The 12,776-nt window shown below is 65.4% G+C and carries 12 protein-coding genes; 6 read left to right on the forward strand and 6 right to left on the reverse strand.

The features are described 5' to 3' along the window. Positions 1-235: 235 nt before the first annotated feature. From greA to AC1RQP_RS24810, 3 genes are all read right to left on the reverse strand, one after another. The gene (gene greA, locus AC1RQP_RS24800; RefSeq protein ID WP_492938898.1) at positions 236-718 is read right to left on the reverse strand and encodes a transcription elongation factor GreA; all 483 of its coding nucleotides are present in this window, start codon (positions 716-718) and stop codon (positions 236-238) included. 60 nt (positions 719-778) lie between these two features. Continuing rightward, a complete protein-coding gene (locus AC1RQP_RS24805; protein WP_492938900.1) occupies positions 779-1,258 on the reverse strand; it encodes a hypothetical protein in 480 nt (159 codons plus the stop codon). 227 nt (positions 1,259-1,485) lie between these two features. After that, positions 1,486-1,824 carry a hypothetical protein gene (locus AC1RQP_RS24810; RefSeq protein ID WP_492938902.1) on the reverse strand — a complete coding sequence of 113 codons (339 nt, stop codon included), beginning with the start codon at positions 1,822-1,824 and terminating at the stop codon, positions 1,486-1,488. Between the two features lie 254 nt (positions 1,825-2,078). Between AC1RQP_RS24810 and AC1RQP_RS24815 the strand changes: the two genes are divergently transcribed. Further along, positions 2,079-2,312, forward strand: coding sequence for a DUF3551 domain-containing protein (locus AC1RQP_RS24815; RefSeq protein ID WP_239621555.1), 234 nt, complete (start codon positions 2,079-2,081; stop codon positions 2,310-2,312). Between the two features lie 390 nt (positions 2,313-2,702). Continuing rightward, entirely contained in the window at positions 2,703-4,634 is a 1,932-nt protein-coding gene (locus AC1RQP_RS24820; protein ID WP_492938904.1) for an AI-2E family transporter, read from the forward strand. A 100-nt stretch (positions 4,635-4,734) separates the two neighbouring features. Here the strand turns inward: AC1RQP_RS24820 and AC1RQP_RS24825 are convergent, their stop codons facing one another. Both AC1RQP_RS24825 and AC1RQP_RS24830 read right to left on the reverse strand, forming a co-directional pair. Next, the gene (locus AC1RQP_RS24825) at positions 4,735-5,253 is read right to left on the reverse strand and encodes a hypothetical protein (protein WP_492938906.1); all 519 of its coding nucleotides are present in this window, start codon (positions 5,251-5,253) and stop codon (positions 4,735-4,737) included. 38 nt (positions 5,254-5,291) lie between these two features. Next, complete coding sequence (locus tag AC1RQP_RS24830; RefSeq protein WP_492938908.1) at positions 5,292-6,839, reverse strand: acetolactate synthase large subunit; 1,548 nt, start codon at positions 6,837-6,839, stop codon at positions 5,292-5,294. 263 nt (positions 6,840-7,102) lie between these two features. On the opposite strand from AC1RQP_RS24830, the gene AC1RQP_RS24835 reads away from it, so the two are divergent. Together AC1RQP_RS24835 and AC1RQP_RS24840 are read left to right on the forward strand one after the other, a co-directional pair. Then, a complete protein-coding gene (locus tag AC1RQP_RS24835; protein WP_061878977.1) occupies positions 7,103-7,681 on the forward strand; it encodes a L,D-transpeptidase in 579 nt (192 codons plus the stop codon). Positions 7,682-7,775: 94 nt separating this feature from the next. Next, positions 7,776-8,591 (forward strand): DUF2927 domain-containing protein, encoded by an 816-nt coding sequence (locus AC1RQP_RS24840; RefSeq protein ID WP_492938910.1) that lies wholly within the window; start codon positions 7,776-7,778, stop codon positions 8,589-8,591. A gap of 116 nt (positions 8,592-8,707) precedes the next feature. On the opposite strand, the gene AC1RQP_RS24845 is transcribed toward AC1RQP_RS24840, so the two are convergent. Beyond that, positions 8,708-9,835, reverse strand: a complete 1,128-nt coding sequence (locus tag AC1RQP_RS24845) for a threonine synthase (RefSeq protein WP_492938912.1) — start codon at positions 9,833-9,835, stop codon at positions 8,708-8,710. Between the two features lie 385 nt (positions 9,836-10,220). On the opposite strand from AC1RQP_RS24845, the gene AC1RQP_RS24850 reads away from it, so the two are divergent. Continuing rightward, the gene (locus tag AC1RQP_RS24850) at positions 10,221-11,477 is read left to right on the forward strand and encodes a GTP cyclohydrolase II (protein ID WP_492938914.1); all 1,257 of its coding nucleotides are present in this window, start codon (positions 10,221-10,223) and stop codon (positions 11,475-11,477) included. Positions 11,478-11,484: 7 nt separating this feature from the next. Then, a complete protein-coding gene (locus AC1RQP_RS24855) occupies positions 11,485-12,723 on the forward strand; it encodes a URC4/urg3 family protein (RefSeq protein WP_492938916.1) in 1,239 nt (412 codons plus the stop codon). Positions 12,724-12,776 lie beyond the last annotated feature (53 nt).

The following is a 12,776-nucleotide window of genomic DNA, read 5'->3' on the forward strand; positions in this document are numbered from 1 at the left end:
GCTTCCTTCGTGCTTCAGGTATCATGGTCTCCGTTCCGGACAGCTCTGGCGCGATGGACATCAGGTCGGGTCGACTTCGCGCCTCAGCTTCCTGTTGGCGCAGGATATTTCCGGAGAACCGCTTCGCGCTTTGCGCTAACGCGGACCTTCGGGTCCGGCTCATGCTTTAGGCGAATGAGATTGCTCCTGTCGAGTGCCGTTTGCTCATGCGATTCTCGCCTCACCCTGAGCGCCGCTACGCAATCGACGAGATCTCGATCTCTTGCGCGCCTGCCCCCACGACGTCTCCGACCGCCTTTCCCATCAGCGACCTCGCGACCGGCGAGACGAACGAGATCGACCCCGCTTTCGGATCGGCTTCGTCCTCGCCGACGATGCGGTAGGTCTGCACGCGGCCATCGGTGCGGCTGAACGTTACCGTGCTGCCGAAGGCGACGACGTCGGTCGAGGTCGGATCGGGCATGACCTGCGCCGTGCGCAGCCTTTCGGTGAGATAACGGACGTCGCGCAGGGGCACGGCCGACTGCCGGCGCTTCTCGTTGACGTCATCGATGCGTTGCGCGGCTTCATAGGCCTCCCGCGCTTCGGCAAGCTGCGTCTGCAACGCCTTGTGGCCTGCTTCGGTCACGAGGTTTGGATGCGGCGAGATCGGGCGATCCGGCAACAGCGTCTCGGACGCGGTTTCGGCGCTCTCTTCCTTGGTAAAGGCGACGCTCAATTGAAGATCCTGTCGAGCTGTTTTGGGATGGCGGCGCCGCGCGCCGCCGATTGCACTGAACTATATCTCAAGTTCGACGAAACGGCGCAGCTTGAACACAAGGTCCGGCATGGCCTGGCGGAACCGCGTTGCGTTCTGGAACGTGGTCGAGAACGGCGCGAAGGTGAGCATGGCGTTCCAGTTCCGGAAGCCATAGACCGTGACCGAGACGCCAGAGCTCGGGAAATCCTCCAGCTTGCGCAGCTCGCCGAGCACGAGATCGGCGATCGCCTCCGCCGGCAGCAGGCGCTTGCCGTCCCGCGTGGTTGCGATTTGCGCGGGCGGCTCGACCGGTATCGTGGCAGCCGGCGCATCATCGGACGCGTTCCCGGCCGGGGCCGGTGCCGGATCGGAGCTGGACGTCTCGCCCGGCTCCATTCCATCCGCGGGCACAGTCGGCGGAACATCGGCGAGCGGTGCAAAACTGTCTGCGCGCCTGTTGCCTCCCAGGATGCCGCTGATCATCGCCACAAGGCCGGCGTCCTTCACCTCTTCATTCATTGCTCCCCCCGGGGCTTCGGCCTACTCTAGCACCGCTCCCGCAGACCGCCACCGGCGATGTGGACCGGAAGCCTTCCGGCCAAGACCTCATCACCAAGACCTCATCACCAAGACCGGATTAGCAAGACCGGATTAGCAAGACCGTATCATCAACGCCGTATTCCAAGTGCGCCTCTCGATGGCACCGGCGGCACGACGTTCGATCGCGTCACGCCGCTTGCGATCCGCTACCGCTTGTCGAACGGAATATACTGCTGGTACTGCTTCGGCACTGAGCTGCGGTAGCGCGCCGGCACGGTGCCGGTGTCGATCGAATGATCGATCTCCTGCTGCCGGGTCATCTTCTTCTTCGCAGGCTTCTTCGATGCGCTCTTCCTGGCGTCGGTCGGCTGGCTGGAACTGTCGGTGGTTGCGCTTGGCGCTGTCGTCGTCGCGGCAGGCGCAGCGGTTGTCGCGGGAGGCGTAGCGGTTCCGCCGGCGGCCGGGGCACTTTGCGCCAGCGCAAGCGGCGTCTGCATCACGAGCAGCAGCGCGGCCGTCGCAGCCAGCAAATATGAATTCTGCATCAGAACCTCCAAAATGCCTGATCCGAATGAAGGCAAGCCTAGTCCCGCGGGATCGAGGCGTGCAAGTTCGTCGAATAGCCCGGAACCCGCGCGCGAACTGTGGTGGAGATCACATTGCCCGCCACCGGCTGCGGTCACGATGATCTCCCCTCGAACGCATCCGGCGTCGCGGACACCAATATAGGCATGACCGTGCATCAGACAGTCCAGCGGGAACGCCAAGCACGGCCGTTCCATCCTCGAAGGAGATTGAAATGCGTCGCACCATCCTCACCCTTGCATCGTTCGCGACCTTGATCGCCGCTTCAGTGTCGGCGGTCCCGGCCCAGGCCGCAAACGACAGGTACTGCCTGCAAGGCCGCCACTGGGGTTACCCCGGCAACTGCCAGTTCGCGAGCTACCAGCAATGTGCCGCCACCGCCTCCGGCACATCGGCCTATTGCGGCATCAACCCGCGCTACGCCTACTCGCAACCCTATTACTATTGACGAGGCAGCGGCGCGCGCACCACGCGCGCCCCCCTCGATCATACCGTTCTCTTGGTGACGGTCTGGGGCTGCTTAACCCGCAGATCGGGCGAACTTCGGGCAAAGGGTCCAAGCGGGAACGGTCGGCCGCGGAGAGCTGTGCATCGCGCACTTCATTGCCGCAGCCAGGAACCTTTTCAGCGCGGCGCGGTTGGCGTCGCGATGGCGACCGGAGTTCGGCCGCCACCCATGAAGACCGCGCGGACGAGTGCCCTGAGCGGCCGTCCTCTGCAGTGTCGTCCTGCGCCCTTGCAGCTGACATCGGTGCACGCTCAGCGGACGACGGGACAGGGACAGCAAATGAGGCCTGTAGCGCGACAGCCCTTCAAACCACGCACCACCGAAGAACTGATGGCGCTGCTCAGCGCAGTCGCGACCGCAATTCTGACCGTCATCATCATCTCGATGCTCTATTTCGGCCGGGATATCTTCGTACCCGTTGCGCTTGCTATTCTCCTCAGCTTCGTGCTGGCGCCGCTGGTCGGAATGTTGCAGCGCATCCGTGTCCCGCGGGGTTTGGCGGTCGTCAGCGTGGTCGTCGTTGCGTTCATGCTGATCTTCGCGATGGGAAGCCTTCTCGCCGCTCAACTGACGCAACTCGCGGGTGACCTGCCCCGATATCAATCGACGATCAGCGAGAAGATCCAGGCATTTCGGGATACCAAGGCCGGCAGGGGCACGCTCGAGCGTGCGTCCGACATGCTGAAGGATCTCAGCAAGGAGCTCGATAAACCGAAAGACGCCCCATCCGCGCGCAGTCCCGGCATTATCGCGGGCTCGAATCCCTCCGCACCACCGGTGCCGGTCGAAGTACGCCAACCCGATCCCGGCGCGTTGGAAAGTCTGCGAACCTTGATTTCACCGCTCATTCATCCGCTCGCGACCACCGGCATCATCATCATCTTCGTCGTCTTCATTCTCATTCAACGCGAGGATCTTCGTAACCGCTTCATCCGGCTGGCGGGCTCGTCGGATCTGCAGCGTACGACCGCTGCGCTGGACGATGCAGCGAGCCGCCTCAGCAAGCTGTTTCTGACCCAGCTCATCCTGAACGGCGCATTCGGCGTGGTGATCGGCACCGGCCTCTGGTTCATCGGAATTCCAAGCGCGATCCTCTGGGGCATCCTTGCGGCCGCGCTTCGCTTCGTGCCCTATGTGGGCGCCGTCATCGCGGCCGCATTCCCGCTGGCGCTGGCGGTCGCCATCGATCCCGGCTGGTCGATGCTGCTTTGGACTCTCGCTCTGTTTCTCGTCGTCGAACCGCTCGTGGGCCACGTCGTCGAGCCGATGGTCTACGGCCGCAGTACGGGGCTCTCCCCCGTCGCCGTGGTCGCGTCGGCAACGTTCTGGACAGCGCTTTGGGGACCGATCGGGCTCGTCCTCGCGACCCCTCTCACGATTTGCCTCGTGGTCCTCGGGCGGCATGTGGAGCGATTGGAGTTTCTCGACGTCATGTTCGGAGACCGACCGGCGCTTTCTCCTCCGGAAATATTCTATCAGCGGATGCTGGCGGGGGATCCCACGGAAGCGGCCGAGAAGGCCGAAGAGTTCCTGAAGGAGCGTTCGCTGGCTTCGTACTATGATGAGGTCGCCCTGAAGGGTTTGCAGCTGGCGCAAGCCGACGCCGAGCGCAATACGCTCGACCAGGAACGTCTCACGAAGATCCGGGACGCCGTCAGCGAATTCGCCGCCGATCTTGCCGATCAGGACGACCGGCCGCCGGCGAAGAGCAGTTCAACCACCGATGCCGAGGCATCGTCCGCGGTGGAAGGCGTTGCGGAGAATACCGCCAATGAACACTTGCCTTACCTCCGCAGGGATACTCTCCCACCGGATTGGCAGGGTGAACACCCCGTCCTGTGCGTGGCCGGACGTACCCTGATCGACGAGGCGGCCGCGATCATGCTGGCTCAGCTCTCGACTGAGCACGGCCTCGCTGCGCGGGTCGAAGCGGCAGCATCGCTTTCCACGACGAACGTCTTTCGCCTGGATACGACGGGCGTTGCGATCGTCTGCCTGGTCTATCTCGATGCCCGCGCCGCGGCACACATGCGGTACTCCGTCCGGCGTCTGAGACGGAAATTGCCGAAGGCAACCATCATCCTGGGCTGCTGGGTCAAAGACATGGACCCGGCGGCCCTGGAATTGCTGCGCGAAGGCGCTAAAGCTGACCTCGTTGCGACGAGCATCGGCGAGGCCGTCAGACTGTGCATCGAAGCGACGGGGGCAAGGGAACACGGCCACGACGCAGGGACGGATAAATCCACAACGGCTGCAGCGTGAGGCTGCCATCGATGTCGGCTCCGGGCGACAAGGGGGGACGCTGCCAGACAGAGCGACCTCCGCCTCATCCTCGAAAGCTGACCTTATGTGAGTACGCGTGCTACGGCGCGGCGCCGAGCCCGACCTCAGCGAGCCGCGCCGCGAACCAGCGCGACAGCGGCTGATCGACGATGTTGCTGACATACACTTCCGAGATCTTGACGCCTTGCATGTCCAGCACCAGCAGCAGACCGATCCAAAAGGGAAACCAGACATGCACGTCGGTCAGCGCCCGCAGCTTGTGCTCGTCGTGCTCGAGCGGCGTGTGATTGCTTGCCTTGCGGATCTCGATCGCGAGCAGATTGTTCGGGATCTCGCGCTGATGCACGACGACATCGGGGTAGATCGACTTGCCGAGATGGTCGTCGGTCGAGATGATGGTGCCGTGCGGCAGATGCAGCGTGCGCTCGCCGAGCCTGTCGTAGTTGCAATCGACTGACCAGCCCGGAAACTGCTTCTCCAGATGCACGGCGAAGCGGTGGGTGACCGCCCGCTCGCCGACGTCCTTCTCGAACAGGAAACCCTCGTGGGCGTAGAAGTCCTGGAGCGCCGCGATCACCTTGTTCAGCTCGGTCTGCATCGTGCCTCCGGGCTCGCGGCGCTTTGTCTGGTGACGTCCTACATCTGGACTTCGATCAGCCGCGGCCCAGGCTCGGCGACCGCTTCGGCCAGCGCCTTGTTGAACTCGTCGGCATTGGTGACGGCGCGGCCTGGCACGCCCATGCCCTTGGCCAACGCCACGAAATCCAGCGTCGGACGGTCGAGCCTGAGCATGTCGTTGGCGCGCTGGCCGGGTTCGCCGGCGCCGACATTGTCGAACTCGCCGCGCAGGATCTGGTAGATGCGGTTGGCGAACACGATGGTGACGATGTCGAGGTTCTCGCGGGCCTGCGTCCACAGCGACTGGATCGTGTACATCGCGCTGCCGTCGCCGACCATGGTGATCACCTTGCGATCCGGGCAGGCGATCGCAGCGCCAATCGACAGCGGCGTGGAGAAGCCGATCGAGCCGCCCATGTTCTGGAGCCAGTCGTGCGGGGCGGCCGCCGCCGTCGGCGGGAAGAAGCCCCGGCCGGTGGTCAGGGATTCGTCGACCATGATTGCGTTCTCGGGGATCGCACAGGCGATCGCCTGCGCGATCGAGGCGAAGGTGAGCGCGCCGGTCGGCTTGACCAGTTCGGCCAAAGCCTGCGGCTGGACGTCCCTGGCGCTGGCCTTCACCGCGCCGGCGAGCGCCTCCAGCGCCGCGACCGAATTCTCGCCCCAGGAGGTCATGCGATGGACCTCGCAGCCTTGCGGCTTGAGCATGCTCGGCTTGTTCGGATAGGCGAAGAAGGCCACGGGATCGTCGGACTCGACCAGCACGATGTGACGGAACTTTGCCAGCATCGGCAGGGCCTGATCGATGACATAGTGGATGCGGTCGATCGAGAAACGGCCGCGGCCGCGCGCCATCTTGGGACGGAAGGTCGGGCCCATCACGGTGCAGCCGGTCTTGCCGGCGATGCGCTCGGCAAGCGCCAGGCCCTGCTCGCTCAGGGCGCTCCCGGTCATCAGGAGCAGCGTGCCCTCGCCGTCGCCGTGGAGGATTCTTGCGGCCTGCTCGACCGCCTGCGGCGAATAGCTCGCGCGTTGCTGCTCGGCCGGAACCTCGGCGATGCCGTCGGCCTCGTTCCAGGCGGTGTCGGCGGGCAGGATCAGGGTCGCGATCTGCGGCGGCGCGCTTTTGGCGGCGGCAATCGCCGCGGCACCGTCGGCGGCGACCGATTTGGCGTCCGGCGAGGTGCGGACCCAGGACGACATCGGCCGGGCCAGGCCCTCGATATCGGACGTCAGCGGCGCATTGTAGCCGATATGGTAGACGGCGTGCTGGCCGACGATGTTGACGATGCCGGAGTTCGCCTTCTTGGCATTGTGCAGATTGGCAAGCCCGTTGGCGAGGCCGGGGCCGAGATGCAGCAGCGTCGAGGCCGGCGTTCCCTTCATGCGGAAATAGCCGTCGGCAGCGCCCGTCACCACGCCCTCGAACAGGCCGAGCACGCAGCGCATGCCCGGCACGCGGTCGAGCGCTGCGACAAAATGCATCTCGGAGGTACCGGGGTTGGTGAAGCAGACGTCCACCCCACCCTTAACCATCGTCCGCACCAGGCTTTCCGCACCGTTCATCCCAAAGCTCCCGCAACCGGCCATGTCCAGATATCCGTCCGATCAATCATTGTTCGCGCGTCCCGTCAAAGCAATAGCCGGCATCGCCGCCCTGCCCCGCGCGACGATGCGCCGGTTTGGCTAATGGTTTTCGGCAAATTGTGGTTGCCGATTTGGTAACGCCGATCGTCAAGCATGGCATCCCTCACGGGCCCGTGGCTTGCGGAATCCCTGCAAATATGGCCTGTGGCATTCATTGAATCGATTTCTTTCTGGGGGAGACAATGATCCGGTTTTTTGCCGCGCCGATTGCCGCCATCGCACTGCTGTCGGCCACGGCGGGTGGCGCGTTCGCCGAGGAGTTCGACACGCGCGACATCATGGGCGGCGGTCCGAACTTCTTCCGTTCCGGCGCAAATCCCGTTCCCCGCACCACCGTCATGTACAACGGCAACTACGCCCCCGGCACCGTCGTCGTGAACACCAGCGAGCGCCGGCTCTACCTGGTTCTCCCCAACGGCCAGGCCCTGCGCTACGGCATCGGCGTCGGCCGCGACGGCTTCCGCTGGGGCGGGGTGCACAAGATCACCGCCAAGAGGGAATGGCCGGACTGGACGCCGCCGTCGCAGATGCTGGCCCGCCGGCCCGACCTGCCGCGCCACATGAAGGGCGGCGTCGACAATCCGCTCGGCGCCCGCGCGATGTATCTGGGCTCGACGCTGTACCGCATCCACGGCTCCAACGAGCCGGAGACGATCGGCCAGGCGGTCTCCTCGGGCTGCTTCCGCATGACCAATGACGACGTCACCGACCTCTACAGCCGTGTCGCGGTCGGCACCACGGTGGTGGTGCTGAACAACTGAAGCGAGACCTGGGGCTTCAACGCGGCGGAACCCGCAGGGCGCGTGAATTTGCGGACTTGTGTGCGCGAGGCGAATGCGGCAGCGTCGGGCAACGATGAACGCATTGACTCCGTCCTCGCCCGCCCTTCGCTTCGCCCTATTGGCGCTCGCCGCGTTCATATTGGTGCCTGACACCGCCTCCATGGCTGCCGCGGGCGAATTGCCCGCGGTCTCCTCGCGCCAGCGCGCCGAGAAGAAGAGCTTCACCGACGGCGAGATCATCGAAGGCTTCCTGAAGACGGCATTCGGTGCCGAGTATCACCTCGCCGGCCGCGTCGACCGCATCCGCAAGTTCGACGGGCCGGTGCGCGTGTTCGCCGAGAGCGACCGCGCCGATCGCAAGACGCAGCTTGCGAGAGTGGTGAGCGACATCGCCAAGCGCGTGCAGCATCTCGACATCGCCATGACAGACACCAACGAAGCGGCGAATGTGCGGGTGAAGCTGGTGCGCGACCGCGATCTCTACCGCACCCTCACCAGCTTCTACGGCGCCGAGAAGGCGCGCGAGATTCGCACCTCGCTCGACCCGCAATGCCTGTCCGGCTTTCGCAAGAACGACGATTTCGAGATCGAGCATTCCGACGTCATCCTCACCGTCGACAACGGCGATTTCGTCTTCCTCGACTGCGCCTATGAGGAGCTCCTGCAATCGCTCGGGCCCATCAACGACACCGCGAGCGTGCCGTGGACCATGTTCAACGACAACGTCTCGATGGGCTATTTCGACGTCTACGACCAGTACATCCTCAACCTGCTGTACGACCCCCGCATCAAGGCAGGCATGACCGTGGCGGAGGTCAAGGCGGTGCTGCCCGCCGTGCTCAACGATGTGCGCGCCTGGGTGAAGCGGGTGAATGATCTGAAAGAGTGAGGCGCCCACCCAAACGCTGAAGTCGTAGGATGGGTAGAGCGAAAGCGAAACCCATCGAGCTGCTGCGACGGCGGCGAAGCTGATGGGTTTCGCTGCGCTCTACCCATCCTACTGCCCTACTGCACGAGATCGGCGACGGTGGTTGCGGCCTTCAGCCCGGTGCCGGTGAGGACCGCGACCGTGGTCTCGTTCGCCTTGATGGCGCCAGCCGCTGCGAGCTTGTCCAGTGCAGCGGCCGCGCTGGCGCTGGTCGGCTCGGCGAACAGGCCCTGGCGCGCGAGACGGCGCAGCGCGGCGACGATCTCGTCCTCGGTGAGGGCGATCGTGCTGCCACCGCTCTCGCGCAAGGCGCCGATGATCTCGCGCAGACGCAAGGGATGCTTGATCGCGGTGCCTTCGGCGATGGTCTTGTGCACCTCGCGCGCGACGGGCGTATCGACGCCGGCCTTGAAGCTCGCATCGATCGGCGAGCAATTCAGCGGCTGCGCCGCGAACAGGCGCGGCAGCTTCGATATCTGCCCGGCCTTCAAGAGCTCCCGGAAGCCGAAGGCGCAGCCGAGCAGGCTGCTGCCGGCGCCCACGGGAACGATGACGTTGTCGGGCGCGCGAAAGCCGAGATCCTCCCAGATCTCGTAGGCGAGCGATTTGGTGCCTTCGAGAAAGAAAGGCTGCCAATTGTGGCTGGCGTAGAATGTCTGGCTCGACTGGCGGATGGCCTCGGCTTCCGACTCCTCGCGTGGCCCTTCGACGAGTTGCACCTCGGCGCCATAGGCCCTCACCTGCGCGATCTTGGCCGGCGACGTGGACGCGGGCGCGAGGATCTTCACACGCATGCCGCCGGCGGCGCCCAGCCCTGCCATCGACGAGCCGCCATTGCCCGACGAGTCCTCCAGAATGGCACCGACACCGATCTGCCGCAGGAAAGACAGCATCACGGAAGAGCCGCGGTCCTTGAAGCTGCCGGTCGGGTTGAACCATTCGAGCTTGAAGAAGGGGCGCTGATCCCCCCAGGCCTGCTGCACCAGCGGCGTGCAGCCTTCGCCGAGCGTGATCGGGTTCACGATTTCGACCGGCAGCGCCGCCCGGTAGCGCCAGAGCGAGCGCGTGCGGCTATCGATGTCATCGCGCGAGATCCCCGCCCCCGGCGTGATCAGCAGCGGCGTGCGCTCGTCCGAGCACCAGCGCGGCTGGTCGAGCGGATAGAGCTGTCCGTTGCGGGGGTCGATGTAGCTGGCGGCGGGCATTGGGGGTCTCCAAGACAAGGACGATCTGCGATCGGTCGGATGACACGTTTAGTCCGGGATTCGGCGCGGGCCGAGCGGAAGGATGCTCAACCTCTTGAAAACATGAAAAATACAAATATTTCAATTCCTTAAGCCGAGTACGCCGGCAGGGCGGGCACGCTTGGCCCGCGCGAGGACCCGGCGCGGAAGGCGACCCTGCAAGCCCGCCAATGACGGGAATGTGGTCGCAAACGGCCCTGCCCGCCCGGCACGATTAACTTGTCTGTCGTCGCCGGCCGCTACAATATGTTGGATTGAGCTTGCGCCACCGCTGTTCTTCGGCAGGCAACGCAAGCGAGCCAGGCCCGTCCGAGCGGCGGGCCGTTGGCTTTTTGGGAGCCTGGACATGAGCCGTGCCAACCGTACCGACCACATCCGCCTCACCTCCCATCCGGAGCCGGGCAGGAAGGCCGCCTTTCCGATCCATTGGGGCGCTGCGGATGCGCGCGCCCGCGGGCCGATCGTCGGCACGGTGTCGCGCGCCGGGGATCGCAATGTGATCGGCAGCCATGGCGGGTCCTACGCTATGTACCGCGCGCTCGCCGTCTCCGCCGGCGCACTCGATCCGATTCGCAGGCCCGATCTCACCAACACGTTTCCCGCCGCGACCATCGGGCCGTTCCCGCAATGGAGCGATCCCGCCAAGATCGTCGCGCTCGATCCCTGGGGGCATCTCGTCGCCGAGAACTTCCGCCAGGAGATCGCCGAAGGCGCCGACATCCGCCCGAGCATCGCAGTGACGCGGGCGCGGCTCGACCTGCCGGAAATCCGCGAGGCCCTCGCCGCAAAGCGGCTGCGCGCCGACGGCGAGGTCGTGCATGCCAATGGCAGCGTCTCCGTGGTGAAGATCGCGATCGATCCGGTCTGGTACCTGCCGGGCCTTGCGGCACGCTTCGGCACCGGCGAGACCGAGCTGCGGCGCACGCTGTTCGAGCAGACCGCCGGCATGTTCCCCGAGCTGGTGACACGACCAGACATGAAGGTGTTCCTGCCGCCGATCGGCGGCACCACGGTCTATCTGTTCGGCGACGTCACCAAGCTGCCGGACCATCGCACGAAAATCACCTGCCGCGTCCATGACGAGTGCAACGGCTCCGACGTGTTCGGCTCCGACATCTGCACCTGTCGTCCCTACCTGATCCACGGCATCGAGGAATCCGCGCGCGGCGCGCAGGAGGGTGGGCTCGGGCTCGTCGTCTACAACCGGAAGGAGGGCCGCGCACTCGGCGAGGTCACGAAATTCCTGGTCTACAACGCGCGCAAGCGCCAGGAGGATGGCGACGCGGCCGCCGCCTATTTCGAGCGCACCGAATGCGTCGCCGGCGTCCAGGACGCACGCTTCCAGCAATTGATGCCGGATACGATCCACTGGCTGGGCCTCAAGCGCATCGACCGCTTCCTGTCGATGAGCGACATGAAACACGACGCGCTGACCTCGCAGGGCATCGACATCGTCGAGCGCGTGCCGATCCCGCCGGAGCTGATCCCGGCCGACGCCTATGTCGAGATCGCCGCGAAGAAGGCCGCCGGTTACTACTCGACCGACATCGCGCCGGAGCAGGACGTGACCGGCGTGGTCGGGCGTTCGCTGGAAAAATACTGATCGCGTGATGGGGGACGCATTGGAAATGCAGGCACGCTCGCTGCTCACCGCAAAGGCGGTGCGCGCGCGAGCGGGGCAGATGCTCGATCTCGGCCTTGCCGGCAAGCTCTCACATTTCACGATCGATCTCGACCGCATGGATGGCGTTGCGGAGGCGGTGCTTGCGGTCACGCGCAAGGCCTATCCGACGCTGGATATCCCCTTCCACGCGCGCTGGCGGCATTTTGTGCTTGGCGGCGTCGACCGGTGGGCGCGGCTCGCCGATCCTGCGTCCTGGCCGGATCGCGCCGCGCGGGCGCGCGCGGAATTCGACCTCGCCATCGTCAGCGTGCTGCTTGATGCCGGCGCGGGCGCTGCATGGCGATACCGCGACGCTGTGACCGGCGAAGCCATCGGCCGCTCCGAGGGGCTTGCGATCGCAAGCCTCGACATGTTCGCGGGCGGCCTCTTCTCGCGCGATGCGCGTGCGCCATTCAGGGCCGATGCGGATGTGCTCGCAGTGCTGCCGCCCGCCGCACTCACATCCGCCTTTCAGGCGAGCGACGCCAATCCGCTGCTCGGCCTCGAAGGACGCACCGATCTGCTGCGACGACTGGGCAAGCTGGTGACAGAGCGTGCGGTCGTATTCGGCCTGCACGACACGCCGCGGCCGGGCGGCCTGTTCGATCACATCGCGGCGCAGGCGGATGGCGGCGCCATTGCAGCGCCCGCAATTCTGTCCGCGGTGCTGAACCAGCTCGGACCGATCTGGCCGTCACGGCTCGAACTCGCCGGCATCCCGCTCGGCGATTGCTGGCGTCATCCGGCGATCAGGACCGATGATGCGACCACGGGCCTCGTGCCCTTGCACAAGCTGTCGCAATGGCTGAGCTATTCGCTGATCGAGCCGCTCCAGCGCGCCGGCTTCGCGGTCACCGACATCGACGGCCTGACCGGGCTGGCCGAATACCGCAATGGCGGGCTGTTCGTCGATCACGAGGTGCTGCGCCTGCGCGACGCCGCCGACGCCGGGCGCGCGCATGCGGTGGATTCGCTGCTGGTCGTGGAGTGGCGCGCGCTGACGGTCGCGCTGCTCGATCGGCTGGCCGACCTGGTTCGCACCAAGCTCGGCCGCACGGCCGAGACATTGCCGCTCGCCAGCATCCTCGAAGGCGGCACCTGGGCCGCAGGCCGCACGATTGCCTTTTCGCGCCGTCCCGATGGTTCACCGCCGCTCAAGGTGATCAGCGACGGTACCGTGTTCTAAGCCTCTCCCCTTGCGGGAGAGGGAGGCTTCGCGACAGCGAAGCCGGGTGAGGG

The organism is Bradyrhizobium sp. GW821-FHT13H06 (assembly GCF_058803975.1).

What these genes read in the sequence shown, in the direction of transcription:
- AC1RQP_RS24840 (WP_492938910.1), top strand. Translation starts at nt 7,776, where the DNA reads ATGAACGCATTGACTCCGTCCTCGCCCGCCCTTCGCTTCGCCCTATTG.
- AC1RQP_RS24850 (WP_492938914.1), top strand. Translation starts at nt 10,221, where the DNA reads ATGAGCCGTGCCAACCGTACCGACCACATCCGCCTCACCTCCCATCCG.
- AC1RQP_RS24825 (WP_492938906.1), bottom strand. Translation starts at nt 5,253, where the DNA reads ATGCAGACCGAGCTGAACAAGGTGATCGCGGCGCTCCAGGACTTCTAC.
- AC1RQP_RS24820 (WP_492938904.1), top strand. Translation starts at nt 2,703, where the DNA reads ATGGCGCTGCTCAGCGCAGTCGCGACCGCAATTCTGACCGTCATCATC.
- AC1RQP_RS24830 (WP_492938908.1), bottom strand. Translation starts at nt 6,839, where the DNA reads ATGAACGGTGCGGAAAGCCTGGTGCGGACGATGGTTAAGGGTGGGGTG.
- AC1RQP_RS24845 (WP_492938912.1), bottom strand. Translation starts at nt 9,835, where the DNA reads ATGCCCGCCGCCAGCTACATCGACCCCCGCAACGGACAGCTCTATCCG.
- AC1RQP_RS24805 (WP_492938900.1), bottom strand. Translation starts at nt 1,258, where the DNA reads ATGAATGAAGAGGTGAAGGACGCCGGCCTTGTGGCGATGATCAGCGGC.
- AC1RQP_RS24835 (WP_061878977.1), top strand. Translation starts at nt 7,103, where the DNA reads ATGATCCGGTTTTTTGCCGCGCCGATTGCCGCCATCGCACTGCTGTCG.
- AC1RQP_RS24855 (WP_492938916.1), top strand. Translation starts at nt 11,485, where the DNA reads ATGGGGGACGCATTGGAAATGCAGGCACGCTCGCTGCTCACCGCAAAG.
- AC1RQP_RS24815 (WP_239621555.1), top strand. Translation starts at nt 2,079, where the DNA reads ATGCGTCGCACCATCCTCACCCTTGCATCGTTCGCGACCTTGATCGCC.
- AC1RQP_RS24810 (WP_492938902.1), bottom strand. Translation starts at nt 1,824, where the DNA reads ATGCAGAATTCATATTTGCTGGCTGCGACGGCCGCGCTGCTGCTCGTG.